This is a genomic window from Geobacillus proteiniphilus (genome assembly GCF_001908025.1).
Lineage (GTDB): Bacteria > Bacillota > Bacilli > Bacillales > Anoxybacillaceae > Geobacillus > Geobacillus proteiniphilus.
Genome location: NZ_MQMG01000013.1, coordinates 41,021 through 64,892, shown reverse-complemented (window position 1 = coordinate 64,892; position 23,872 = coordinate 41,021). Strand labels below are relative to the sequence as shown.

General features: G+C 50.1%; 25 protein-coding genes and 3 pseudogenes. 17 read left to right on the top strand and 11 right to left on the bottom strand.

All coding sequences use genetic code 11. The features are described from left to right. The 6 genes from BRO54_RS19805 to BRO54_RS06505 all read left to right on the top strand — a co-directional run. Positions 1-303, top strand: a 303-nt coding sequence (locus BRO54_RS19805) for a hypothetical protein (protein ID WP_161496647.1), incomplete at its 5' end; no start/stop codon positions are given. Between the two features lie 76 nt (positions 304-379). Then, positions 380-763: a hypothetical protein gene (locus BRO54_RS06530; RefSeq protein WP_074043480.1), complete on the top strand. Its 384-nt coding sequence runs from the start codon at positions 380-382 to the stop codon at positions 761-763. A 444-nt stretch (positions 764-1,207) separates the two neighbouring features. Beyond that, entirely contained in the window at positions 1,208-1,432 is a 225-nt protein-coding gene (locus BRO54_RS06520; RefSeq protein WP_074043478.1) for a glycosyl hydrolase-related protein, read from the top strand. A 468-nt stretch (positions 1,433-1,900) separates the two neighbouring features. Beyond that, entirely contained in the window at positions 1,901-2,635 is a 735-nt protein-coding gene (locus tag BRO54_RS06515) for a CAP domain-containing protein (RefSeq protein ID WP_074043477.1), read from the top strand. A gap of 209 nt (positions 2,636-2,844) precedes the next feature. Continuing rightward, the gene (locus BRO54_RS06510) at positions 2,845-4,110 is read left to right on the top strand and encodes an MDR family MFS transporter (protein WP_074043476.1); all 1,266 of its coding nucleotides are present in this window, start codon (positions 2,845-2,847) and stop codon (positions 4,108-4,110) included. 134 nt (positions 4,111-4,244) lie between these two features. Beyond that, positions 4,245-4,991: a zinc ribbon domain-containing protein gene (locus tag BRO54_RS06505; protein WP_074043475.1), complete on the top strand. Its 747-nt coding sequence runs from the start codon at positions 4,245-4,247 to the stop codon at positions 4,989-4,991. On the opposite strand, the gene BRO54_RS06500 is transcribed toward BRO54_RS06505, so the two are convergent. Further along, positions 4,981-5,643, bottom strand: coding sequence for an SIMPL domain-containing protein (locus tag BRO54_RS06500; RefSeq protein ID WP_074043474.1), 663 nt, complete (start codon positions 5,641-5,643; stop codon positions 4,981-4,983). The two genes, BRO54_RS06505 and BRO54_RS06500, sit on opposite strands and share 11 nt — an antisense overlap. 20 nt (positions 5,644-5,663) lie before the next feature. Then, complete coding sequence (locus BRO54_RS20795) at positions 5,664-5,792, bottom strand: hypothetical protein (protein WP_275651044.1); 129 nt, start codon at positions 5,790-5,792, stop codon at positions 5,664-5,666. Between the two features lie 159 nt (positions 5,793-5,951). On the opposite strand from BRO54_RS20795, the gene BRO54_RS06495 reads away from it, so the two are divergent. Continuing rightward, positions 5,952-6,596 carry a 5-bromo-4-chloroindolyl phosphate hydrolysis family protein gene (locus BRO54_RS06495; protein ID WP_074043473.1) on the top strand — a complete coding sequence of 215 codons (645 nt, stop codon included), beginning with the start codon at positions 5,952-5,954 and terminating at the stop codon, positions 6,594-6,596. 2 nt (positions 6,597-6,598) lie between these two features. Continuing rightward, complete coding sequence (locus BRO54_RS06490; RefSeq protein ID WP_074043472.1) at positions 6,599-7,789, top strand: toxic anion resistance protein; 1,191 nt, start codon at positions 6,599-6,601, stop codon at positions 7,787-7,789. Between the two features lie 333 nt (positions 7,790-8,122). Here BRO54_RS06490 and BRO54_RS06485 read toward each other — a convergent pair whose 3' ends face one another. Continuing rightward, on the bottom strand, positions 8,123-8,611 hold the full coding sequence (locus BRO54_RS06485) for a YndM family protein (RefSeq protein ID WP_074043471.1): 489 nt from the start codon (positions 8,609-8,611) through the stop codon (positions 8,123-8,125). Between the two features lie 292 nt (positions 8,612-8,903). Between BRO54_RS06485 and BRO54_RS06480 the strand changes: the two genes are divergently transcribed. The 5 genes and pseudogenes from BRO54_RS06480 to BRO54_RS20900 all read left to right on the top strand — a co-directional run bounded on the left by BRO54_RS06480 (position 8,904) and on the right by BRO54_RS20900 (position 12,923). Then, positions 8,904-9,098 carry a YozQ family protein gene (locus BRO54_RS06480; RefSeq protein WP_074043470.1) on the top strand — a complete coding sequence of 65 codons (195 nt, stop codon included), beginning with the start codon at positions 8,904-8,906 and terminating at the stop codon, positions 9,096-9,098. Positions 9,099-9,248: 150 nt separating this feature from the next. Beyond that, entirely contained in the window at positions 9,249-9,656 is a 408-nt protein-coding gene (locus BRO54_RS06475) for a VWA-like domain-containing protein (RefSeq protein WP_013523547.1), read from the top strand. Positions 9,657-9,831: 175 nt separating this feature from the next. Beyond that, positions 9,832-11,133, top strand: a complete 1,302-nt coding sequence (locus BRO54_RS06470; RefSeq protein WP_074043469.1) for an ammonium transporter — start codon at positions 9,832-9,834, stop codon at positions 11,131-11,133. Positions 11,134-11,150: 17 nt separating this feature from the next. Further along, the gene (locus BRO54_RS06465) at positions 11,151-12,203 is read left to right on the top strand and encodes a DUF294 nucleotidyltransferase-like domain-containing protein (RefSeq protein ID WP_074043468.1); all 1,053 of its coding nucleotides are present in this window, start codon (positions 11,151-11,153) and stop codon (positions 12,201-12,203) included. Beyond that, positions 12,196-12,923: pseudogene (locus tag BRO54_RS20900) on the top strand (exonuclease domain-containing protein). Before BRO54_RS06465 ends, BRO54_RS20900 begins: the two are co-directional and overlap by 8 nt. Before the next feature lie 161 nt (positions 12,924-13,084). Here BRO54_RS20900 and BRO54_RS06450 read toward each other — a convergent pair. The 7 genes from BRO54_RS06450 to BRO54_RS06420 all read right to left on the bottom strand — a co-directional run bounded on the left by BRO54_RS06450 (position 13,085) and on the right by BRO54_RS06420 (position 19,030). Continuing rightward, a complete protein-coding gene (locus tag BRO54_RS06450; protein WP_074043466.1) occupies positions 13,085-13,573 on the bottom strand; it encodes a PCYCGC motif-containing (lipo)protein in 489 nt (162 codons plus the stop codon). A gap of 73 nt (positions 13,574-13,646) precedes the next feature. Further along, on the bottom strand, positions 13,647-14,852 hold the full coding sequence (locus tag BRO54_RS06445) for an MFS transporter (RefSeq protein ID WP_074043465.1): 1,206 nt from the start codon (positions 14,850-14,852) through the stop codon (positions 13,647-13,649). Positions 14,853-14,943: 91 nt separating this feature from the next. Next, positions 14,944-16,149 carry an FAD-dependent monooxygenase gene (locus BRO54_RS06440; RefSeq protein WP_074043464.1) on the bottom strand — a complete coding sequence of 402 codons (1,206 nt, stop codon included), beginning with the start codon at positions 16,147-16,149 and terminating at the stop codon, positions 14,944-14,946. 44 nt (positions 16,150-16,193) lie between these two features. After that, positions 16,194-17,306, bottom strand: a complete 1,113-nt coding sequence (locus BRO54_RS06435; RefSeq protein ID WP_074043463.1) for a cupin domain-containing protein — start codon at positions 17,304-17,306, stop codon at positions 16,194-16,196. A gap of 5 nt (positions 17,307-17,311) precedes the next feature. Then, on the bottom strand, positions 17,312-17,815 hold the full coding sequence (locus BRO54_RS06430; protein ID WP_074043462.1) for a DinB family protein: 504 nt from the start codon (positions 17,813-17,815) through the stop codon (positions 17,312-17,314). Beyond that, positions 17,812-18,750: a fumarylacetoacetate hydrolase family protein gene (locus tag BRO54_RS06425; protein WP_074043461.1), complete on the bottom strand. Its 939-nt coding sequence runs from the start codon at positions 18,748-18,750 to the stop codon at positions 17,812-17,814. Before BRO54_RS06425 ends, BRO54_RS06430 begins: the two co-directional genes overlap by 4 nt. 25 nt (positions 18,751-18,775) lie before the next feature. Further along, on the bottom strand, positions 18,776-19,030 hold the full coding sequence (locus BRO54_RS06420) for a YciI family protein (RefSeq protein WP_074043460.1): 255 nt from the start codon (positions 19,028-19,030) through the stop codon (positions 18,776-18,778). Positions 19,031-19,206: 176 nt separating this feature from the next. Here BRO54_RS06420 and BRO54_RS06415 point away from each other — a divergent pair, with 176 nt between their 5' ends. Continuing rightward, positions 19,207-19,980 (top strand): IclR family transcriptional regulator, encoded by a 774-nt coding sequence (locus BRO54_RS06415; RefSeq protein ID WP_013523557.1) that lies wholly within the window; start codon positions 19,207-19,209, stop codon positions 19,978-19,980. Between the two features lie 75 nt (positions 19,981-20,055). Here the strand turns inward: BRO54_RS06415 and BRO54_RS06410 are convergent. Beyond that, positions 20,056-20,926: pseudogene (locus BRO54_RS06410) on the bottom strand (IS982 family transposase). A gap of 117 nt (positions 20,927-21,043) precedes the next feature. Between BRO54_RS06410 and BRO54_RS20895 the strand changes: the two are divergent. The 3 genes and pseudogenes from BRO54_RS20895 to BRO54_RS06395 all read left to right on the top strand — a co-directional run. Then, positions 21,044-21,917: pseudogene (locus BRO54_RS20895) on the top strand (restriction endonuclease); the annotation flags it as partial. Positions 21,918-22,055: 138 nt separating this feature from the next. After that, entirely contained in the window at positions 22,056-23,210 is a 1,155-nt protein-coding gene (locus tag BRO54_RS06400; RefSeq protein WP_074043459.1) for an ImmA/IrrE family metallo-endopeptidase, read from the top strand. After that, positions 23,207-23,710 (top strand): DUF4411 family protein, encoded by a 504-nt coding sequence (locus BRO54_RS06395; RefSeq protein ID WP_074043458.1) that lies wholly within the window; start codon positions 23,207-23,209, stop codon positions 23,708-23,710. Before BRO54_RS06400 ends, BRO54_RS06395 begins: the two co-directional genes overlap by 4 nt. The last annotated feature ends 162 nt before the right edge of the window (positions 23,711-23,872 follow it).

Here is a 23,872-nt window from a genome sequence, read left to right as displayed (position 1 = left end):
AAAAAAAAAACAATTTTGGATTATTATTATCCTAAGAATTATGATCTTGGAGGGATGACAATGCCTACCGTTTCTGTTAAGCAGTATTTTCAACAGAAACCAAATTCTTATGTTCCCACGATTGTAACTACAAAACCTTCTGGCTCTGTGACAGCATCAGTGTCATATACACCAGCGAAAGCAACGATTTCTAAGGATGTTGTAACGATTAGCGATGCTGCTAAGAGAGCTTATGAACAGAAGGTTTCCAAAAATCAAGTTTCTAACACGCTAACCAATCAAGTTGTTCAATCAATTTCCTGATGACTTATCTGGATGGGCTGGGGATTTACAAACTGCAGTCATAGACCTTCAGCGGAATACAAACGATTCGAACGATTTGAAGATTCTTCAGAAAGAAGCTAAAAAGATTATAGGTGGGAATAGTTCGTTTTCTACCTCCGATTTGCTGGCTGATATAGATGCTGTGAATATTGCAAATATGATAAGAGGAAATTCTAAACTACATTTGTCCGACGCCATTGAAAAATATTATTCAAAATCTGGGGAAGTGAATAGACGGTTTAGTGAGTTTATTGAATCGTTTGGAGGCAAAAAAGAGTTCAAAGAAGCTGTCAATAATGTTAATTTAAAAACCGGACCTATTGTAATGGATAGTGGCAAGTTTGAGAAGTATGGAATTCCGACAGATAACCAAGTGAAAGCCATTCGTGAAGCTTTCATTAATCATGTGCTAGATCAAGCAGCAAAAGAAAAGAAATAAATGTGCCCCCTCATTATTTATCTAAAGGGAAAGGAAATGCTTTATGAATCCTTTGAAACAAACAAGAAGCAAGACGATTATTTATAGTTCTCTATGTGTATCTGTTATCTTGTTCATTTATGCGATCAGCACGTTAATTATTGGTCCAAATATAATGAATACCTGGTTTGCTACTATATCTAGGGGTTTGGTTGCGATTATGTTTGGAGCGGTTTTTCTTAAGAAAACAAAAGGGGAAATGGATAAAAAAATTCGTTTTTTTAGAGTGCTTATTTGGATGTGCACTTCTTTCATCGTTTTATGCATCTTATTTGTCGTATTCCTGTATTTAGTTTTTTAACGTTCCGTTGGCGCTAAAAGGATATAAGTCTCATCGCTTCCAAAACTTTTCGTATATTTAAGGAAGTGATGAGACTTGTTATGTTTATATCAGGATGGGGATCGATGCACTTTGACGAACGGGTGCGGCTGTATGCCGATAAGCTCCTCTTTTACAATCCGATGCCAACGACGACGGCGGCGGCGTTCCAATGGAACAAGCCGTTCTCGGGCGTTTTTCGCGCGAATCTCAACGAGGAGCCGCTTGACTCGCTCGCGGCGGACGAATGCGGGACGTTTGCCGTCGAGGTGAAGCCGAATGAAGTGCAAACGGTGCTCGTTGTCGACTAGGAACGAAAAAGATCATGACAGAAGCTGGGGCTGATCGCCACCAGCTTCTTTTTTAAAACAAGAATGTGAATATCTCCCCTGTTTTGTAACACAGATGTAACAATTGTTAAACGAAATGGTCCAAAAAAGAGGCTGTCAACTCCCTTTTTCCTAGAAAAATGTGGGTGGCTAGAATAATAGAGGGGAAAAAGGAAGGACAGTTAGTGAAAGGATGCCACTTCCAATCGTTGCAACTGCCGTGATGGGCAGCCAACTGTCAATGAAAACAAGCGCTTGTTTTTCCGGGTGTTGCCAGCCTGCGTTTTTTTTCCATTTTAGCCCAAAAATATTACAAAAAACTCGTGTTATAATGAGGGCGAAGGCAAGGGAACAACGAAACCGTTCCTCTTCGAATCTCATCGTGTAGGCATGACTGACGGACGCAATATCTCTGAAACTTTCAAATAGAGGATACAAGGAGGAATTCCGATGAAGAAAAAAACGTTAGCAACAATCGCAGCTTCGGTCGCACTCGCCGGCGCTTCGTTCGCGGCAACGAAAACGGAAGCAGCTGGGACGACGTGTCCGACAGCGAATGCGTATCAAGTAAAATATGTCAGCACAAACGTTCAAGATTTTGAGAAATGGCTGCAACAATACTTCCCGTTCGTGTCGTTCCAACCCGTAAAACCGGCAACACAACAACCGGCGGCAAAACAGCCAACGACAAAACCGCAGGCGCCGGCAACGGTCAAACAGCCAGCGACGAAACCGGCTGCGAATACGCCAGCACCGGCGAAAACGCCAGCGACGGCCCCAACAGCAGCACCGCAAAAAGCAACTGGCTTAAACGCCTATGAGCAACAAGTCGTTGAACTGACGAATAAAGAGCGGGCAAAATACGGCTTGCCGCCGCTTCAAGTTGACTTGGCCCTCAGCAAAGTCGCACGCGAAAAATCGCGCGATATGGCCGTGAACCACTACTTCTCGCACAACAGCCCGACGTACGGTTCTCCATTTGAGATGATGAAAAAATTCGGCATCTCGTACACGGCTGCCGGGGAAAACATCGCCAAAGGCCAACGCACACCACAGGAAGTCGTCAATGCGTGGATGAACAGTGAAGGCCACCGCGCGAACATTTTGAACAAAAACTTTACGCACATCGGCGTTGGTTTTGAAGAAAATGGATATATTTGGACGCAGCAATTCATCCGCAAGTAAGAGACAAAAGAAATGCAAGTCGAGGGTGTCCCAAAAGGATCGGGACACCTTTTCTTATTATGCATGAAACAATATGTTGTGTTTGGTTTAAGGAAAAACACCCCTTTGGGTCAGCCCTTTTTATTTGAAAAATATTTCTCCGATCCCCTATAAAAATATGATATAATTTCCAAAGAAATTCGAAAGACGAAAGATTAGGGGGACAGCGGATGCGAATACGCGATTGGGACCGCAACCTAAAAGTGCGCCTGTTTGGCGAGGCGCTCATGAATACGACGTTTTGGATGTTTTTTCCGTTTATCTCGATTTATTTTGCCGATGCCTTTGGCAAAGAGACAGCGGGGTTGTTGTTGATTGTTTCGCAGTTGTTCTCGGTCATCGCCAATTTAATGGGCGGCTATTGCGCTGATGTATTCGGACGCAAGCGGATGATGGTGTTATCCGCCTATGGGCAGGGAGCGGCGTTTTTCGTTTTCGCCTTGGCCAGCTCCCCGTGGTGGTCGTCGCCGTTTGTCGGCTTTCTTTGCTTTACGTTCGCCGGCATTTGCGGGGCGTTTTATTGGCCGGCGAGCCAGGCGATGGTGTCCGATGTGGTTCCGGAGAAGGACCGGAGCGATGTGTTTGCTGTGTTTTACACATCCATCAATATTTCTGTTGTCATCGGCCCGACAATTGGCGGTCTTTTTTATGCTGAGCATCGGTTTGCCGTATTGCTTTTGGCGGCATGTTCATGTTTTGCGATGGCAACACTGCTCTCCAAAACGTTGCGTGAGACGGCGCCGCTAGCCGCAGCCGGCCAACAAAGGAGAGGGACATGGCAGTCTTTTTTGCGCACGCAGTTCAAGCAGTATGCCATCATTGTCCGCGACCGTGTCTTTTTCCTGTTTATCGTTGCTGGAGTGTTGGTAGCGCAAACGTTTACACAGCTTGACTTGCTGATCCCGGTATATACAAAAGAAACGGTCGAAGCCGAAACATTGGCGGGATGGACGATTGACGGCGCGAGCGCCTTTAGTTGGCTCATTGCCGAAAACGGTCTGTTGGTCGCACTATGCACGGTGGCTGTGACGCGTTGGATGTCTCGCTACTCGGAGCGGCAGGCGTTTGTGGGTTCATCCGTCTTATACGGCATCTCGATGTGGCTGTTTAGTCAAACGTCTTCGCTGCTCGGATTGATCGCGGTCATGGCGCTGTTTACGCTGGCTGAGCTGATGACAGCTGGCTTGCAGCAGTCGTTCATTTCCCGCTTGGCTCCGGAGGCGATGCGCGGCCAATATTTTGCCGCCGCCAGTCTCCGTTTTACGATCGGGCGGATGTTGGCACCGCTGTCGCTCGCCGCGGCGGAATGGATCGGCTATGCATGGACGTTCGTTGTCCTTGGGATGCTGGCGCTAGGAAGCGCGGCCTTATACGCCTGGATGTTTCAACAAGTCGGGCGGCGAATGGAGCGACCGAACGCTTCGTTTTCGCGATAATGGGCGGTGCAAACGGCTATCTGTTTTTCGCTCAGGCAGATATAATAAAAAACGCACCGTTGTTCGTGTAACATATATTCCCTGTCTCTTACATAAAGTGGAACTAGACAGCGAGAAAGAGAGGGGAAGCGCTCATGAAACCGCACATGTTCGAACCGGATGCGATCGAGGGGGGAACGGGCAGCCGCGGCGGGCAGGACGGCGCCGCGGCGTTGGCGCGCTATGAGAAGCGGCAACAAGCGCGCTTTTTGTCCCGGGAAAAGAGAAAAAAGCAATACCGTCTCATCGGCTGGCTGCTTGTCGCCATCGCCGTTCTGTGGGGGATGGGGACGCTCGTTTGGAGTGGATATGGGACGCTGAAGACGGCAGCGAGCCGCGAAATGGCCATTATGCGTTTAAAAGATGCGATCGAAGACCGCGATGTGGCCGCTTTGCAGGCGATGCTGCGGGTGACGGAGGAAACAGTGCCGATCAACGAGAAAACGTTGGCGCCGTTGTTCGCGTATGTGGAACGGCACCCAGAAGCGTATGAACAGCTGGATCGAGAGTTTGCCCGCCAGCGCAAGAGCGGCCACGTGTATATTAAAGGATTGACATCCCGCCCGCCGGTGTTTACGATTCATGTGTTTGAGAATCGGTATGTGTTTGAGCCGGCGCTCTACTTTCTCCATGTGCGCGTCGATGATCCGGAGGCATCGCTTGTCGTCAATGGGGTGAAAACGGAAGAGGAGGCGACGAAAGACCCATTTGTCAAAAAAATCGGCCCGTATTTGCCGGGCGCGTACGCTGTGACCATCGTCCATTCGAACGGGAAAAAGAAAACCGCCCGCGTCGAGCTGTTTGGCGGCGCCCGTGTCCATGAAGTCGATATCACGAAATGAACGAATAGGCAAATACCGCTTCCACGACGGCGGTAATGACAACATCTTGCGTCTGCACAGGCGGCGCTGATGAGGAAACGCTGAGAACAGCCGAACCGTATGGCGTAGGCCGGATCGATGACTGTTCTTTCAGTTCAATCGGCGTGTCATAAAGAGGCAAGCTGAGAGCGCGGGCGATGGCCAGCGCTTTTTCTTTGGCGTTTTTCACTGCCAACGCCAATGCCTGCTGGTAATAGGCTTGTTCGTTTGCTAGACGGAATTCCAAGCCGCGGGCGAGGTTTGCTCCATGGGCAACGGCCGTCTCGTAAATGGCGCCGGCTTTTTTAGGGTCGCGGACGGTGATTTCAAGCCAATGTTCGACTCCATAGCTGGATAATACGTCGGCTCCATTGTGATGTTCGTATTGGGGATAGATGGAAAACGCCGTCGTCTCCAAATCTTCTGTTTGCACGCCAAGCGCTTTGAGCGCTCCAATGACTGCGTCGGTGCGTTTCGCGTTGTCAGCAAGCGCCTCTTGAATATGGATGTGTTCGGTGCGCACCCCGAGCGCAATGAGGACGGTGTCTGGCTTGGCGCTGACTGTCCCTTGGCCGGTGACGGTCAGCGCGGCGCGGGAGGCGGTTGGCGGTGTGGGGCGGTGCCAAGACTGCATCGTGTTCCCTCCTTCTGCTGTTAGGCAGCTTTTTTGTCATCATCCGCCGCCTGCCAATAGTAGACGCGCGGCAGTCCGGCATAGCACCAATATTCTTTCAACAGCGAGATCGCGACAAAGGAGACAAGCTGCCAATTGATCGCTTTCATCCCGATTCCCCTTTCGATGGCTCTGTTACTATAGCCTATTCGAAACGGCCATTGTCCTATGCGCGCCGCCCAGTTGGCGATGAAACTTCTTTGGGCGCTTGTACGTATCATGGAATGGACATGCTATAATGAAAGAAAAGATAAAGAAGGAGAGGGACAATGAAGCAGCTGCTTCGTACGATATGGCGTTGGTTTGTCTCATGGAACGCAGGGGTCATCGTAGCGGTGATCGTATTCATCGCCGCTGATTTTCGCTTTTGGCCTTCGATTTTATCCGGAATGGGGGCGATGTGGGGGGTGTCCGCCATCATGAAAAGGCGGCATCATCGCCTGCCGGCTGATGTGTCCGCTGAGGAGCTTGTCTACGTTCGCAGCCAGCTTGGCGAAGCGCGCGCGTTATGGAAGCGGCTGCGTCGCGCTCGCTATCGGCTTCGTTCTGTGGCGATGTGGCAAACGGTTTCCCGGTTGAGTGCCATCGTCGATCGAATCATTCGCGCCATCGAGCAACAACCACATCAACTGCGCCTCGCCCAGCCGTTTTTCTTAAACGAATGGCCGACGGCGGTGGAGATGGTGGAGAAATACGTTTATTTGGCGCAACAGCCGGTGCAAAGCGCCGATATGGTAAAAGCGTTGCAGGAGACGGAAAGGGTGCTTGACGAGCTGACTTCAGCGGCTGAACGGCAGTTGCTTGAGGTGTTATCGAACGACATCTGGTCGCTGCAAACGGAAGCGAAATGGCTCGAGCGATCGCTCCAACAATCGGACGGGCTTCGTCTGCCGCTGTCAAAGAAAGGAGAATGACGATGGACGAACGGAATCACGGGAAGGAATCGAGCGATTGGCTGCAAGGGCTGGAACGGACAAGCACCCTCGATGAGTTGCTTGCCCAGCCGTTTTCTTCGCCGGCCGAACCGCGGCTCAAGGAGGAAGAAAAGCCGGCGCGCGCGCTTGATGCGTTAAAGCCTGAGCATCGGGAAAAAGCGCTTGCGCTCGCCAAACAAATCGACCCGGCCAACCATCAGGCCGTCTTGCAATACGGTGTGGCGGCGCAAGCCGAGCTGTCGAAGTTTTCTCATGCGATTTTGCATCATGTGCAAACGAAAGACGCTGGGCCGGTCGGCGAAGTGATCAGCGAACTGATGTCCAAAATTAAGGAGGTCAACCCCGATGACCTAATGCCGGCGAAAAAAGGGTGGCTGTCCCGCTTGTTCGGCGCAGTGGCCAAGCCGCTGCAAGAGATGGTGGCGAAATACCAAAAAATCGGCGTTGAAATTGACAAAATCGCTGATCGGCTTGAGAAGCACCGGCATTTGTTGCTTCGCGACATCATGATGCTTGAGACGCTCTATGAAAAAAACAAAGACTATTTTGAAGCGCTCAATATTTATATTGCGGCAGCGGAATACAAACTCGAAGAGCTGCGGACGAAGACGATTCCAGAAAAGCAAGCGGAAGCGGAGCGCTCCGGCGACCAAATGGCATGGCAGGATGTACAGGATTTGCGGCAGTTTGCCGAGCGGCTTGAGAAGCGGGTGCATGACCTAAAGCTCAGCCGGCAAGTGACGATTCAAACGGCACCGCAAATCCGCATGATTCAGCATATGAACGAAACGCTTGTCGAGCGGATTCAATCGTTGATTTTGCATGCCATCCCCCTTTGGAAAAATCAAGTCGTGATTGCCTTGACGCTGTTTCGGCAACAAAGGGCGGCTGCGGCGCAAAAGCAGGTCGCCGAAACGACGAATGAGCTGTTATTGCGCAATTCGGAAATGTTAAAAACAAACAGCATTGAAATCGCCAAGGAAAACGAGCGCGGCTTGGTTGATATCGAAACGTTGAAGCGAACGCAAGAAAATTTGATCGCTACGCTCGAAGAAACGTTGAAAATCCAAGCGGAAGGCCGCTTAAAACGGCAGCAGGCCGAACGCGAGCTGGCGGCGATGGAAGCGGAATTGAAACAGACGCTGCTGGCGCTAAAGCGGCCGGAGCAATAAGGGCGGATAGGAGATCGTCCTGTTTCGGCTTGCGGCCAAGCGGTCGATGGATCGCCCATGGCTGCAGAGGAAAGCGCCGAAAAACCAAAGATCCTCATGCGAAACGGGTGTCTAGCGAACGAGAAGACACCCGTTTCTTCGTTCGCCATCTGTTTTATGATTTCCCGATCGAAGATCCCCACTTCCATTTTGTACAGGGCGCAACCCAAAACGAAGTGGAGATGCAACCATTGAATGTTCCAAACAAAGGTGGAGTCGTTCACGTTGAGCCCCTGTTTGGAAAGAAGAAGCGGCTGGCGTCCCGACTGCAGCCGCCCAACATTTGTTCCTCCTTCATAGGATGGGGGGATGGGGAGGATCTTGTTCCCGTTCATGCTCCTGGTTATCGGGACGGGCGATGCGGACATCAAACTCTTCTGCCGCCTCCGTTTGCCATTGGCGGCCGATGAGCGGGGCGCCTTCTTCGCCGTGCTGGACGGTGACAAATCGCAGCACATAAGCGTGAAACAGCAATTCTCCGAACGCCGTGAGCAGAGCAGAGAAAAACGCTGCGTTTAAAATGGCGGCGCCGGCGATGTCATAAAACGCGCCGATGCCGATCCATACCGCCACAAACACAAGCCCAAAGTCGGCGATCGTCGCCGAGACGTTGCCAAGGCGCGGCAGAACGTACAAGTCGCCGAGCGCATAGGCGACGAGCGTCAGCCAAAGGCTGAACCATAAAATTTCCGCTGATGAAATGCGCAAAAACAGCGGTAAAATGGCAAACATCACCGTGGCGGTCAGCAAATATTTCAGTACTAACGCAAGCAAATGTCTCATTGGGACTCGCCACCTTTATTCTGCTGGATGGTTTGGGCCTTCCAATTTTTTATCGCCGTATCCCGGCTGTTTTTCCATGTCTTTGTCCGGTTGTTGTTTTTTTTCTTGTGGTTCAGGGCTGTTGTTTTGCTTTGGCTGTCTCATTAGCCATCATCCTCTCTTTCCATTTGTTTATCGTTAGTTTGCCGCGTTTGTCTTGATGTATACATACATGATCCATAAACTTCCTCTTTTTATTTTCCCCCCTGTTCCACATTAATATAATGAACGGCATGAACAAGGAGAAATAAAGATGGCGGAAAACAAACAATCGCTCGAGATGGCTGGACGGCAGTATGTCCCGTCGAATGATGAGGCAGCTTCGTTTCTTGGTTCAGCATTGGCTGAAACACATGAACAAGTGAGCGATATGTATGCGGAGGGAACCATCGAGGCCACGGTCGAACACAAAAATGGCTCAGACTTCTCCCTTTCTCCGCGGGAGTAAGAAACGTCAAAGAACTGTTCCTTGGCGTTTTGATTTATGTTTGTGAAACGGGAGGGGAAAAAGGAAAGAAAAACAGTTCGTACTTTCCCCCATCGTCGTCTATACTAGTAGTGCGCACGGCGATTCACCGATATAAGGGGGATGATCATCGTGAGATGGCAGCGGGCTTTATTGGCGTTGCTCAAAGAGCGGAAAGACCATTCAATCGCGCTGGCGATCGACACATCAAATCGTCCGGAGCGGCCAATGCTCATTCAAAACATTGTGAAGCTGTTTGAAAAGCTGCGCCCGGACACGCTGCTCGTCCAAGCGGATTTTAAAATTCGCGATGTATCTCCGGTTGGCGTGGCGACGATTAAATATTTCAAGCACGGGAAATCGTCGTACACCGAAGTGCTGGAATGGGCCGCTGCGCAAAAAATCGATACGTTGTTTTACATCACCGATGTAACCGGCTATTTTTATGAAGAGCTGCAAGTCGACTATGAAGTGTTTTGGCTTGTGCCGGACGATTATATGCCGCGCGTGCCGTTTGGCAAGCCCATTCGCGTTGCGTAACACCGTGAGGAATGCCCTTCGTGATGAGGGGCATTCTCTTTTTGTTAGAAAACTTAACAAATTTTTTGCGTATGGAACCGATTGCAACAGAAAACAGGCATTGCTTTTAGTTGATTTGTGTTATATATTATGACATATATAAGGAATGATAAATGACAAAAAGGGGGATGCGTAAATGGATGAAAAAACGTTGACGCTTGGGCTTGATGCCCTCTGGGTCATGCTCTCGGCGGTGCTCGTCATCGGCATGCAGGCAGGGTTTGCTTTGCTTGAGGCCGGATCAACGCGCATGAAAAACTCCGGGCATGTGGCCGGCAAACAAATTTTAAGCTTTGCCATCGCCTCATTGGCGTTTTGGGCGTTCGGCTTTGCCATTACGTTTGGGGCTGGGAATAGCTTCATCGGGACGGAAGGCTGGTTTTTAAAAGAAGGAAAAGGGACGTTTGACTCGTTGTCGTGGGCGAATGTGCCGCTCGAGCTCAAATTTTTATTCCAGCTCGGCTTTGCCGGCGTGTCGCTGGCCATCGCTTGGGGCGGCTTCGCTGAGCGGGCGAAACTGTCTGTTTATTTTCTTTTCGGCACGATTTTTACGATCGCCATTTACCCGGTGATCGGCCATTGGGTGTGGGGCGGCGGCTGGCTTGGAAAAATGGGAATGCAAGATTTCGCCGGTTCGACCGTTGTTCACTTGCAAGGAGCGATTGCGGCGCTCGTGGCTACAATTTTGCTTGGGCCGCGCATCGGCAAATTCAATAAAGACAAGACGCCAAACGTCATTCCTGGACATAACCAAGTATATACGGTCATTGGCGGTTTGATTTTATGGATCGGCTGGTTCGGCTTTAACGCCGGCAGCACGATGGCTATTGGCGACGGGTTTTTTGGCTATGTCGCGCTGACGACGAATTTGGCCGCCGCGGCGGGAGCGATCGCCGCGATTGTGACGGCGAAAATTTTGGTCGGCAAAGCGGACATTCCAGCGATGGTCAACGGCGTGCTCGCGGCCTTGGTCGCCATTACCGCTGCGTGCGCGTTCGTCGAACCGTGGGCGGCGGTTGTGATCGGTGCAGTGGCGGGGTCGTTTACGTTCTGGACATCCATCTATTTTGAACGCAAAGGGATTGACGATCCGATTTACGCTTTTTCCGTCCATGGTGTCGCTGGCATTATTGGCACGATTTCAACCGGGTTTTTCGCCTCGCCGCGTTTAGTCGAGATCACGGGCATCGGGAAGGCTGGACTGTTTTACGGCGGCGGATTTGATCAGCTGATTGTGCAAACGGTCGGGGTGCTCGGCGCTGCGGTGTATGTCGCTGCTGTTTCGTTTGTCATCTTATATGCCATGAAGAAAACGATCGGGCTGCGTGTCACGGCGGAACAAGAAATTTCAGGTCTTGATATTAGCGAGCACGGCTCTTATGGCTATCCGGAACAGCTCGATCCGGCGTATCAGCCCAAGACCCTCGCCCAGCAGTAGCCAGGAGGGGAAAGGTGATGGAATCGTTGGCGGCAAAGGTGGTCGAGCGACTAAACCGAGCCGAGTCGGCCGCCGAACTTCGTTTTTGTCATGATGAACTGGCGCGCGAACTGCGGCGCTGTCTAGCACCTGAACAAATGAAGCAGCTTGCAAGCGACGTCGTTTGCGTGCATGAAGCCATCCTTCGCCGCGCGTTTTTCCTTGCGGAGCGGGAGACGATGAAACGATCGGTAGGCACTCGGCCATCGGCGTGGTGCTGGTACGTGATGGGAAGCATCGGCCGGCGCGAGCCGACGATTTGGACGGACCAAGACCACGGCATTTTATTCGACTGCCCCGAGGAGGAAGAGGCAGCCTGTTATGAATTCATCCGCCATACGGCGGCGGTTGGGGTGGACATGTTGCATGAGGCCGGCTATCCGTACTGTCCCGGTTATGTGATGGCGACGAACAAGCGGTGGGCGCAGTCGGTTCGCGGTTGGGAGCAACAACTTTCTTCCTATTTAGACAGCGGGTGGCCGAACGACATTCGCTTTTTGTTGATCGCGATGGATATGCGGCCGCTTTATGGCGATGCCGAACTCGCTGAAGCAGGAAGAAAGGCGCTGTTTTCGGCGGTGGCCAAACGGCCGCCGCTGTTGGCGCGCATGGGCGAACACGTCCAATTCCCTGCGGTTCCGCTCGGTTGGCTGGGCAACGTGCAAACGGAGCGATGGGGGCCGCGCAGCGGGGCCGTTCATATGAAACAAAGCGGCTACGTGCAGCTCACCAACGCTTTAAAATGGTTGGCCTGTTTTGCGCGCGTCCCGGCGGCGGACACGGCAGAGCGGCGGCGGGCGCTTGAAGCGGCTGGCGTATTGACGGCGCCGCTTTCCGCCGCCGTTTGCGAGGCGCTGTCTGTTTACTATTCGATTCGCCTTAAGTACAGCACCGAGGCGGGGGACGGGCGTGAATATGTGTTATGGCGGACGCTTGAGCGGACGGAGCAAAAGCAGCTGAAGCAGGCGATGCGCATCGCGAAGCGGCTGCAGCGCTTTGTCGCCCGGCGGGTGGCTAACATTCATGCATGAGCGGCACCGTTTTTGGCAGCGGGCGCTCCGCTTGTTGTCGCTCGGCGTTCCGCGCGAGGCATCATCCGCCTTATTTGGGCATGATCATTCGCTGCAACAGGAAACATGGCTTCGCTCGCTGCAAAAGGAAAAACAGCAGATCATCGATTGGCATGACCGTTTGGTTGACATCCCGTTTGTCATCATCGATATGGAAACGACTGGCTTTTCCCCGGAGCAAGGCGATGAAATTTTGGCCATGGCGGCAGCGAAAACGGTCGGAGGAGTCGTGACGGATGCGTACATGACGCTCGTCAAGCGGAAAAGCCGATTCCGGAACATATTTCCGCCTTGACCGGCATTGAGGCGAGGGATGTGGTGTTCGCTCCGCCGCTCGCGGAGGCGCTGCGCACATTTGTGCCATTTATCGCCGCCGGCGTCTTAATCGGCTACCATATCGGCCATGATTTGGCGTTTTTGCGCCATGCCCTTTGGCGCCATTACCGGCAAAAATGGAGCGGACGCTTTCTTGACTTGCAGCCGATGATGACGCTGATCGGCCATTCGTGCCCGACGTTTGACGATGCGTTAGCTTGTTATGGCATCCGTTGCCCGCGCCGCCATACGGCGGATGGCGACGTCGAAGCGATGGCGAAGCTATGGGCGATCTTGCTTGATGAATTCCGCCAGCGCGGCATCGAAACATTGCATGACTTGTACGCCGCGCTCAGCCGGTGTTGATGTTGCCCGTGCTAGAAGCCTTTGTCGATTTTTTTTGGCAGGGGAAATCAAGTTCCAACAGCCTATTTCTCTTGACCAAAAAGCAGTGGGCGCTCGGCGGGACAAACGGGGGACTGGCTGCAATGAAAAAAGCGCCGGATTTGGCGCTTTTTTCATTGGTATTAGAGCGGCTTCGTCGGCGTCGGTTCGGCATAGCCTTCTTTATATTTTTCATCGATCATGCGCCGAATGTCTTTGATCGATTTCCCTTGATCGTAAGCGGCGATCGATTCAGCGGCGATCTCGAGGCAGACGCCGCATTTGGTCGCATGGTCATCCCAGACGACCGAGCCGTTTGGTTTATTTTCATAGATAAAGCAATCGTAATTGTTTTTGTGGCCGGCCGATTGCCCGCAGCCGCAATAGCACGGGATATTCTCAAGCAGCTCGCGATGTTCGGCAGCCTGTTGGTACAAGACAGCCATCTCTTCTTCAAACGCGCTCAAAAAGCTTGGCAAATGCTCGACCGATTTTGTCGTTTCACGAATATCGCCGGTGGCGGTTTTCGTCATCTGCGAGTGGCTTTGTTCCTGGACGCCGTCATCGGTGCAGCTTGACAGCAGAACGCTGAGCGACAACATGCATGTGGCGATCCATGTCAGTTGTTTCATCCTCTTCTTCCTTTCCGTACAGTCTGCATTTTGAATGTACCATACTTCGCGGCAGGCGGCAACCGTCGTATGGTCAGGCGCGTTGCTGTTGTTGGGTGTGGCGGTGTTCGTGTTTTCGTCGTTTTTCGATCATGGCGAAATAAAGGGCAAAAACAGCGAGCAGAAACAATGCATCTCCGGCGTAAAGCGGTCGGAATCCGATTGAGGCCATCAGCACGCCGGTGAGAAAAGAGCCGGCGCTGATGCCAACGTCAAAAAACGATAAAAACGTGCCGAGGGAAGAAGAACTGCGCGACAAAGGGCCTGATTGAATCGCCATCGTCTGCAAAACCGGAAACAAATTGCCCCAGCCCATTCCGATCAAAGCTGCACTCAATAAAAAGATTCCTGCCGTTTTCGCTATGCTTAACAAAAACAGCCCGACGGCAAATGAAGATGTGCAAAATACAATAAGCGCCTTCGGTCCGTGTGCGTCAAACCATCTCCCGGTAAACGGGCGGGAAACAAGCAGCACCGCAGCATAAATCACGAAAAAGAGATTGCTGCTTTCCCCAAGATGAAGCGATTTGGCGTAGACCGACACAAACGACAGCACGGGCGCGTACGTCAAAGCGAACAATGCACCGATGAACGCCAGCGGTAGCACGGAAGGCTCGATCATCTGCTTCAGCGACAGCTGGATTCGCAGCTTCGAAGATGACTGCTTCACCTGCGGCGCCGCCGAACGGATAGACAGCGCAGAAAGGAAAGAAGCGACGGTGCATACAAGCGCAATGATCAGCATCCAAAACGCCCCAAGGCGTTCAAGAGAAAAGAGGCCGAAAAACGGCCCAGCCACCATAGCGAGATTGGAGGACAAAACAAAATAGCCCATTCCTTCCCCTTGCCGTGTCGATGGAACGATATCAGCGACGAGCGCTCCGCCTACCATCGTGGCAATGCCGAACCCTAAGCCGTGCAAAAAGCGGATGGCAAGCAAACTGAGCAGGCTGTGGGAAAATAGGTACAATACGGAAGATGTAATGAAAAGAAGAAGAGACCATCTCAGCATCAATCGCTTCCCGTAGCGTTCGACAAACTGGTTGGCGGCAAAACGGACGATAATGGCCGCCGCCAAAAAAACAGCCGACACAAGCCCTGACAGCGATTCCTCGACGTGCAAGTCATGAATGGCGTAAATCGGCATGGTGACCAAAAGAAAATAATAGTTGGCAAACAAGAAAAAATTGCAAATAAAAAGGCTGGCAAAGTGTTTTGTCCACAATGCTTCTTGGCCCATGAATCACGCTCCTTCCCCCATAAAAGGAAAAATGGCAGGGGGAGCGGCGATGTGACGCCTCCGCCTGCGTTGGATAAGAGTTGTGTAAAAATTATGATAATACTTCTGATTTGATTTTTCTAGTTGTATGCTCATAGTTGTATAAAAAGTCAGCCGCCTCGTAATTTTGCGGGGTGCGCTGTTTAAAAATCGTGTTGCGCAATAAAATCGTGATCGGATCGGCCGCATGGAGAATCTCTCCCCATGTCCGGGCGCTCCGTTGCACTCTGGCGGTGCGTGGAATCCGTTCTTTTTGATACGCTAAAAACGCTTTTTCATAGTCATTTGGATATTGTTTCAACATATCCGCCAAATATGAAGCATCTTCAAGCGCTTGGCAGCCGCCTTGGGCCAAATATTGAAGCATCGCATGAGCCGCGTCGCCAAGCAAGGTGACGTTTCTGTTCGTCCAGTTGTCGATCGGAACACGATCGTACATCGGCCAGCGGAACTGGCGGTTGATAAACGACAGCGCATGCCACACTTTCGGATGGCTGCCTTTGAAGCGCCGCTCCATTTCATCCGGCGTGCCCCAATCATCGCTGTTTTCTTTGTAACGGTACGATTTAAACACGACGACTTGGTTGTACAGCTGTTTGCTTCTGACCGGATATTGGACAAGATGCAAATATGGTCCGATCCACATAATGACATCATCTAACTCATGAGGCTCAGCTTGAATTTCTTCGATCGGAATTGTGCCGCGATAGGCGACATATTCTGAACAGATGGGTTCATCATCCGAGAAATATTTGCGGATGTTTGAGTGAATGCCGTCTGCGCCGATGGCAGCGTCAGCAGTGAACGTATCGCCGCTTTCGCTCGTTACCGTAACACCGTTGCTATTGTGGTTGACGGAGACGATCGTTTGGTTATTGACAAACGTCACTTTGCCCGTGCGGACGCACGCTTCAAACAAAATGCGATGCAAGTCAGCGCGGTGGAGGACGATGTACGGATGCCCGTAGCGCTCAAGAAACGCTTGGCCAAGATCCATCGCGCTCAGCTCTTCACCGGTGTAAACGTCTTTTAACACGAGCCGTTTCGGAAAGACAGCCACTTTTTCGATTTCGTCCATCACGCCAAAGCGTTTCAATACTGACGTAGCGTTTGGCGCTAATTGGATGCCGGCGCCGACTTCGCCGAATTCCGGCGCCCGTTCCAATACCATCGACGTTTTTCCGTTTTCGGCGGCGGCTAAAGCGGCAGCCAAGCCGCCAATTCCGCCACCGACAATGATCAAATCTGTTTTGGTCATGATGAAAACCCCCTATATTAGCATTTGAAATGATCGAACATGAATTATCCAAGAACGGGTTTAAATTCCCCAGTCACCGTTTGATAGCCATTGTTGTCCTCCAATGCCTCTTCGCGTTCTAAGCCGAATTTCTCGAGAATCGGCAAGTCGTTTGTCGAGAACAAATAGCTGTCTTCTTCAGCGACATGTTCATGCCACGCCCAGTTTGGCACAACGAAGAAGTCGCCTTTTTCCCAGTCGAAGCGGATGCCGTTGATAATCGTATACCCCGATCCCTCAAAAACGTGATAGATGGACGCATGTGTATGGCGATGGGCTTTCGTATGGAAGCCTTTGGGCAGTTTTTGCATCCAAGAAGCGATCGTCGGGCACGCCGTTTCGCCGTTGGACGGATTGATATACTCGACTGCGTACCCGTCGTACGGATCGGGCTCAAAGCGGCTGAGTCCCTCGAGCGCTTCGTGTGTGCGCTTCCATTTATATGCGGCCAGCGGCGCTTTTTTCGGATAACGGTCAGAAATCGGGCGCACCATTCCGCCTTCATAGCGCTGCGCTGAATAGTTGTCTGGCACTTCTGGATTTTGAAGCTTCTCTGGATATGGCTCAAAAAACGTACCGCCCAAGAAATAGATTGTCGGAATATCCAAGCAGTCCATCCAAATCATCGGTTGTGAGCCCGGATGGCCATGGCCGTGCCAAAGTCCGTTTGGTGTCGTCAAAAAGTCGCCGCGCTCCATGAAGATGCGTTCTCCTTGTACAATCGTGTAAGCGCCTTCGCCTTCCATCACAAAACGGAGAGCGTTTTGTACGTGACGGTGGGAAGGAGCCGTTTCGCCCGGCAAAATGAGCTGGACAGCCGCATATAACGTTTGGGTCGTTGATGCCCAGCCCCATGGCTTTCGGTAGTTCAGTCCTGGATTTTGCAAGTAGATGGCGCGCCGTTCACCACCGCGATCTGGGGTGAAAATTTGCGTCGCTTCCATCAACTTTTTCTTCAGGAGGCTGTATTTCCATAAGTACGCTTTGGCGTGCGGCTCCGGCTGATGCTTCATCAAATCGGGAATCGCGTTCCAAAGCGGGCCCAAATGGTATTGCTCAATATCGCGGTTGAAATCAAGGACATCTTGGTCTTGCAGAAAGTTCCCTTTTTCCGCCATACGGATCACTCCTTTTCATTCCATTTTTTGATGTTGCGCTTGATTTGGTTGAGGTGTTTTTGCACATGCTCGACAATCAAATGGTCGATGATAAAGCGCAACGGCTGGCCGTTAAACTTCGGGTTGCGGCTTGGCGCGACGATGGCTAAATCGCGTTCATCCAGCCTGCGGAACGCTGTTTCTACAGTTTCCGGGACCGTTTTTAGCTGCGCCAATAGTTCCGCTATAGAGAAGCGATTGACATGCGCTTCGTCGACAGCAGCCAGCCGAGCTTCATCCGCAAGCCCGCGGCCCCATGTGGTCGAGGTGTCTTGTTTGATTCGTTTGATTTCTTCCACCCAATACGGAATCGCTTCGTTTAAGTGGGAGAGGATTTGTGCGATCGACCATTCGTCTTCCGACGGCTTCCAGCGGATCAGTTCTTCGGAAAGCGATTGTACGAGTTCGACCATGTTGTCAACGGTTTCTTTGACTGTTGCGGACGAAGATTGCAAGAATGATTTCGTCATGACGGCACCTCCACCTTTTTCACCCGATTTTCGAGTACGCCGATTTTGTCCACCTCGATGCGGACGACATCCCCGTCTTTCAAGAACACTTGCGGGTTGCGGGCCACACCGACGCCGCCTGGAGTGCCGGTGAGGATGACATCGCCCGGTTCGAGTGTCATTAAACCGGATAAAAATTCAACGAGATACGGAACGGTAAACACTAAATTGGCGGTGTTGGAATGTTGCCGTTCTTCTCCGTTGACGAAAAGGGCGATGTCAAGCCCTGACGGATCAGCCAACTCATCGGATGTAACAAGCCATGGCCCCATCGGCGCGCTGCCGTCGACCGTTTTTCCTTGCAGCCATTGCAGCGTGCGGCGCTGTAAGTCGCGGTACGTCACATCGTTGACAATGGTGTAGCCGGCGACATAATCAAGCGCTTCGGCTTGTGAAACGTTGCGAGCCCGCTTGCCGATCACAAACGCGAACTCTGCTTCATAGTCGAGCTGCTCGGAAATCGGATAGAACGGAATATCGTCTTCCGGACCGATGATTGTATTGGCAAACTTCGCAAACACGACAGGATAAGGGGGGATTTCCCGGCCCATTTCCAAAATATGCTCTCGATAGTTATGACCGACGCAGATCATTTTTCCCGGATTCGGAACCGGTGCATTGAGCTTCACTTCCTCTCGTTTGAACACAAGCGGGACGTCGCTGTCATGGGAAAGGGCGAATTCCACCGCTTGTTTCGCATAGTTCATGCTTTCTTCGCCGCCCTGCAAAAAGCCGACCATATCGCTTGGAACGTAGGCCTCGGCGATTTGCCGGGCGCGCAATTTCCCTTCCGCACGCAATTTTTCATAGAACGCGCGGTGAAGGTCAATGATGGAACCGTTTTCTATGGCTCCGATGCGGGAGACTCCATCTTTTGTGAACGTGACCAGTTTCATCTTTCAACTTCCTTTCGCTTATAATCTAGCTGGCGTTCCATTCTTTTAATTCATAGATTGCTTCGTTCGGGTCGTTCATCGGGTCGCGGCGTATGATCGCTTCCGCTTCGCTGTACGAAGAACATTGCAAAATATAGGCGCCGCCCGTTTGGTCAGTGAACGCTCCAGCAGAAACAAGTGCGCCGGATTCCCGCAAACTCGCCAGAAAATCGCGGTGGGCGGGAAGAGTGCGTCCAGTGAAGTGTTCCGTCCTGCGAATAAAGACAAGATATTTGTTCAAGCCACGGCCTCCTTTCTTGTTTGTTCACTATTAGATAACTATGTTATCTATTCATAGAATATTAAAATGTTTGGATTATTGTCAATATTTATTTTTGAAAAAAGAAACATTGATTTTTTTGGCCTCTGCTGTTACATTCGTAATGATAAAGAGAGAAAACAGAAGGGGAACGAAGCATGGAGAAAAGTGAAAAAAATGCGAATGTTATTCAGTCGCTCCAAGTGGGCATGAGCATTATCGATGTTGTTGCCGCGCAAAACCGGCCGTTGAAATTCACAGAGATTCAGGAGCTGTCCGGGATCACCAAAAGCAATTTATATAAATATTTAAATACGTTGACAATGCTCGGGTTATTATATCGCAATCGAAAAGACGGCACGTATTCACTGGGCGGGAAGCTGATGAAGTATGGAACGGCCGCATTGGGAGACCGAAATGTGATCGGCAAAATTACGCCGTATTTGCGGGAAATCAGCGCCCATACATCCCAAACCGCCTTGCTGGCGCTTTGGACGCATGATGGCCCGGTAATTGTTGATATATGCAGCGCCAACTATGGGTTGAACATTGGAGCACAAGTGGGGACGAGGCTTCCGTTATTGTCGGCGACAGGGAAAGTGTTTGCGGCATTTAAGGACGAAAGCGATCCGCAAGTGAGGGAATGGAAGCGAAAGGAGCTTGGCAAACTGTCAGATGAGCGCCGCAAGCAGCTCGAGGAGGAGATTGAACAAATAAAAGAACGTTTTTTCTCATATGCGTTAGAGCCGTTGGTGAAGCACGTCTCGTCGTTCAGCGTCCCCGTGTTCGATTTTCAACGCGATCTCGTCGGCGCGGTGACGGTTGTCGGGTTTACGGAACAAATCCCGCAGACGGCGGAAGAGGAGATGGGCAAATATATTGTGGAGGCTGTACTCGAGATTTCCAAGTCGTTCGGTTTTGTTGCCGGCTAGCCGTGGAAGGTTGGCCGGTTTTTGTTTATACTCAATATAACCATATTAAAAATAACCCGTGGTGCTAGTTGAGCGTCAGCGCTCAACCAGTCCTAGTGTGACCAGGGAATACGCCAACAAGATGCCATCGAGTGCCACTTCAAACCCGGCAATGGAATTCGCCCGAATGTCGGTGATCCGGTATTGGTCCACGAGAATCGAAAACACCGTCTCGATGACTTTGCGTTTTTTTCTGATCCATTCTTCCCATGCCTTGGATGAGACGTGCTTTTGATTGTTTCGAGACGGTGTCCACAACGCGGCTTGGTGTTCTTCGTACAGCTTTTCTCGAAGAGCGCGGCTGATGCATCCTTTGTCCCCAAAGTTGTCAGGATGAGGGATTTGAGTCATCACCGTTTCAGCGGCTTTGACGTCGTGGCAGGACGCTTCCGTCACGACATCGGCCATCCCTTGATTGGTCACTTGAAGATGCTGCTTGAAACCGTAGTACCATTGCTTTTTGGAAGCACAATACCCCATATCCGCGATCCCTCGAAACCGCTTGACGCGCTGCATTCTCGCGGGATGGCACAACGGAAGAGGCAGACTGTCGACAATGTCTAGCATGATGTTGACCACGTTTCGCCAGTTCATGACGAATCCATTTGACCGCGAAGCCAAGCGCTCGGCAGCGGCGGTTGTATCGGGAGCGTTCAAGAAACGAGCCGTTTGTGAACAAATTTCCCGTGACAAAGCGATGCCAGGCTCGTTCGGAAGAAAAGCCCAGCAGCTTCCCCAAAAGGTGAACCGCCATGACCACTTCGTCTTCTTGCTTGACCAAGTGACGGTTGCGGCGATGAAGATGCATTTGAATCAACGGCAGTTGGGCAGAAACAAAACAGAAAATGGCGGAATATTGCTTTTGCAGTTTGGCTTGATCTGTAGTAAAATGAAAGTGCCCTTGCATGGGGGATCTCTCCTTTCGAATGATGGGTCGCACTTTCATTCTACAGGAGATCCGCCAGCAAGGGCTATTTTTATGCTTGTCTGAGTTTTATCTAGCACCACGGGTTAAATATGTCGGGTATTCAATCAGGAAGAATTCAGACAGTTATGGGACAAAATCAAATATAAAACGGTCTATTCCGTCGATTTTGATAGCGAACAATTGATTCAAAAGTGCGTCGAAAGCATTCAAACGATGCCGCGCATTGAGAAAATTCGCATTTTAAGCCGCAAGGGAAAAGTGGAAATTGACCGCGTGACAGGGGTGCAGGCGCAACGGTAAGCGAAAGTGTCGAAGATTACGTCAGCTTGCACCATACACTTCCAGACGTCATTACCGAACTGCAAAACCGCACGAATTTAACGCGGAAGACGATTGTCCGCATCTTAACCCGCTGCAAGCGGCTTGAGGATTTCAAAAACAATCCGCAAAAATTTATCGAAGAAGTGACAAAGATCATCCAGCGTGAAATGAAGCAGCTGTTAAAAGACGGGGTGAAATATTATAAAATCGGCAACGATGCGTATTATGCCGTCGAATTGTTCCAAAACGAGGAATTGCTTGCCTATTTAAACGACAATGCGATTCCGAGCGAAAAATCGCCGTTTGACCATGTCGTCTATGATTCGGATGTGAAAGAGCGTTTTGCCAAACGCTTTGAAAACGATGAAAAATAAAAGTATATGTGAAGATGCCAAGCTGGTTTAAAATTGACACGCCAATTGGCTCCTACAACCCTGACTGGGCACTTGTCATTGAGAAAGACGGAGAAGAAAAGCTGTACTTCGTCCTAGAAACGAAAGGACAGGAATGGGAAGGAGATTTGCGTCCGGGCGAATCGGCAAAAATCGAGTTTGCCCGCAAGCACTTTGAAGCAATCGGCACGGATATTGAATTTGTCGGTCCGGAGAATGATGTGGAGGCGTTTATGCTGCGGGCGGTTAGCCGTTAGTGATACATTTACAGGAGGCTGTCCCAAAAGGTGGTACAATGACCTTTTGAGGCCAGCTTTTTTTATTGAATGCTCTCTCCTCTCTTTTTTCTTTCCAGCATTTGTGGCATACTATAGTCAAAGAGGAGGGGCAATACAATGGTTAAGGTTGAGGTTAAACCCAATGTCCTACAATGGGTGATCAAACGCATGGATAATTTTGATCGGCTGAAGGATCAGTTTCCTAATATTGATAAATGGATCAATCAAGAGAGCCAGCCGACGCTTAAGCAGTTAGAAAAGCTTGCAAAAATGACAGCTGTACCTCTTGGTTATTTTTTTCTCCCTAATCCACCAGAGGAGAAGTTGAGAATTCCTCATTATCGCACGGTGAGAGATGAAGGAGCTGTTCGCCCGAGTCCAAATCTTTTGGAAACGGTTCAAACGATGGAAAGACGGCAACAGTGGATGCGAGATTATTTAATTCAGCTAGGCAATCCGCCTTTAAATTATGTGGGGCGTGCGAACTTGTCAATGGATCCAAAACTCGTTGCACAAGATATGCGAAGGACGTTAAATTTGGAAGATGGATGGGCATCAAAACAATCAACTTGGCAGGAAGCTTTACGCAATCTTATTAGAAAAACTGAAGATATCGGCATTATTGTAGTCATTAATGGAGTAGTTGGCAATAATACACATCGAAAACTGGATGTTGCGGAATTTCGTGGTTTTGTCCTTATTGATGACTATGCCCCTTTAATATTCATAAATGGAAGAGACGGAAAAGCCGCGCAAATGTTTACATTGGCCCACGAACTTGCTCATATTTGGTACGGGGAGAGTGCCGCATTCGATTTGAAAAATCTTCAGCCTGCTGATGCTGAAATTGAAAACGCATGCAACAAAGCAGCCGCTGAGTTTCTTGTTCCTGAAGATGAGTTAATTATTATATGGAAACAGGTTGGTCAATCGGAAGATCGTTTTGAACAGGCGGCTCGCTATTTTAAGGTTAGTGAAATTGTGGCGGCACGTAGAGCTCTAGACTTAAACCTTGTGACAAAAGAGGAGTTTTTTTTATTTTATGAAGATTATATGAAACGGCTTCGACAACAAACGGAACAAACGAAAACAAGCGGAGGCAATTTTTACGCAACTCAAACGATGCGTATCGGCCGTCATTTTGCGGAAGCAGTCATAAGCGCGGCAAAGGAAGGAACGATCCTTTATCGTGAAGCCTATCAATTGACGGGGCTTTCTGGTGACACTTTTGCTAAGTTTGCCGAATATGTCGATACGGGGAGATATGTATGAGTTCTAGCCATAAATTTGTAATGGATACGAACATTTTTATTGAAGCCTATAAAAGGTATTATTCTTTTGATATCGCTCCTTCCTTTTGGGATGCCCTGCTTCAACATGCCGAAAACGGCAACATCATAAGCATTGACCGTGTTAAACAGGAAATTAATAGCTTTCATAAAAATGATGAATTAAGTGAGTGGGCCAACCATTATTTTGCCCGATGGTTCGAGTCAACCGATAAAATTGAAGTTCTTAGAACATATCAGGAAATTATTACTTGGGCTGTTCAGCAGGGGCAATATTTTGAGGCGGCAAAAAGAGAGTTTGCTAGTGCAGCAGATAGTTGGTTAATAGCGTTTGCAAAGACATACAATTTTATTGTAGTAACACATGAACAATTTCATCCTAATTCTAAAAGCAGAATTTTTATTCCTAATGTTTGCCATGCATTCAATGTGCCCTATGTCGATACATTTGACATGTTGCGCCGGTTAAGTATAAAGTTTTGAGCCTATGTCTGTCATTCTCTGGAGTACTAGTCTTTTAACATTTGCGGTGAACGGCCTATTGAATTGAAAGAAGAATTGGGTAAAAGAATATGAGTGATTGGTGTAAATTAGCACATTATTTTAGAATCCTTTTTCAAATTACAAAATAAACACACCTTGGCG

Excerpts from the sequence above, each read along its gene's own strand:
- BRO54_RS06440 (WP_074043464.1), bottom strand. The coding sequence starts at position 16,149 with ATGACCAAAACAGATTTGATCATTGTCGGTGGCGGAATTGGCGGCTTG.
- BRO54_RS06480 (WP_074043470.1), top strand. The coding sequence starts at position 8,904 with ATGGCGGAAAACAAACAATCGCTCGAGATGGCTGGACGGCAGTATGTC.
- BRO54_RS06450 (WP_074043466.1), bottom strand. The coding sequence starts at position 13,573 with ATGAAACAACTGACATGGATCGCCACATGCATGTTGTCGCTCAGCGTT.
- BRO54_RS06415 (WP_013523557.1), top strand. The coding sequence starts at position 19,207 with ATGGAGAAAAGTGAAAAAAATGCGAATGTTATTCAGTCGCTCCAAGTG.
- BRO54_RS20795 (WP_275651044.1), bottom strand. The coding sequence starts at position 5,792 with ATGAAAGCGATCAATTGGCAGCTTGTCTCCTTTGTCGCGATCTCGCTG.
- BRO54_RS06470 (WP_074043469.1), top strand. The coding sequence starts at position 9,832 with ATGGATGAAAAAACGTTGACGCTTGGGCTTGATGCCCTCTGGGTCATG.
- BRO54_RS06520 (WP_074043478.1), top strand. The coding sequence starts at position 1,208 with ATGCACTTTGACGAACGGGTGCGGCTGTATGCCGATAAGCTCCTCTTT.
- BRO54_RS06395 (WP_074043458.1), top strand. The coding sequence starts at position 23,207 with ATGAGTTCTAGCCATAAATTTGTAATGGATACGAACATTTTTATTGAA.
- BRO54_RS06500 (WP_074043474.1), bottom strand. The coding sequence starts at position 5,643 with ATGCAGTCTTGGCACCGCCCCACACCGCCAACCGCCTCCCGCGCCGCG.
- BRO54_RS06430 (WP_074043462.1), bottom strand. The coding sequence starts at position 17,815 with ATGACGAAATCATTCTTGCAATCTTCGTCCGCAACAGTCAAAGAAACC.
- BRO54_RS06515 (WP_074043477.1), top strand. The coding sequence starts at position 1,901 with ATGAAGAAAAAAACGTTAGCAACAATCGCAGCTTCGGTCGCACTCGCC.
- BRO54_RS06435 (WP_074043463.1), bottom strand. The coding sequence starts at position 17,306 with ATGGCGGAAAAAGGGAACTTTCTGCAAGACCAAGATGTCCTTGATTTC.
- BRO54_RS06490 (WP_074043472.1), top strand. The coding sequence starts at position 6,599 with ATGGACGAACGGAATCACGGGAAGGAATCGAGCGATTGGCTGCAAGGG.
- BRO54_RS06425 (WP_074043461.1), bottom strand. The coding sequence starts at position 18,750 with ATGAAACTGGTCACGTTCACAAAAGATGGAGTCTCCCGCATCGGAGCC.
- BRO54_RS06445 (WP_074043465.1), bottom strand. The coding sequence starts at position 14,852 with ATGGGCCAAGAAGCATTGTGGACAAAACACTTTGCCAGCCTTTTTATT.
- BRO54_RS06505 (WP_074043475.1), top strand. The coding sequence starts at position 4,245 with ATGAAACCGCACATGTTCGAACCGGATGCGATCGAGGGGGGAACGGGC.
- BRO54_RS06495 (WP_074043473.1), top strand. The coding sequence starts at position 5,952 with ATGAAGCAGCTGCTTCGTACGATATGGCGTTGGTTTGTCTCATGGAAC.
- BRO54_RS06510 (WP_074043476.1), top strand. The coding sequence starts at position 2,845 with ATGCGAATACGCGATTGGGACCGCAACCTAAAAGTGCGCCTGTTTGGC.
- BRO54_RS06465 (WP_074043468.1), top strand. The coding sequence starts at position 11,151 with ATGGAATCGTTGGCGGCAAAGGTGGTCGAGCGACTAAACCGAGCCGAG.
- BRO54_RS06400 (WP_074043459.1), top strand. The coding sequence starts at position 22,056 with ATGGTTAAGGTTGAGGTTAAACCCAATGTCCTACAATGGGTGATCAAA.
- BRO54_RS06485 (WP_074043471.1), bottom strand. The coding sequence starts at position 8,611 with ATGAGACATTTGCTTGCGTTAGTACTGAAATATTTGCTGACCGCCACG.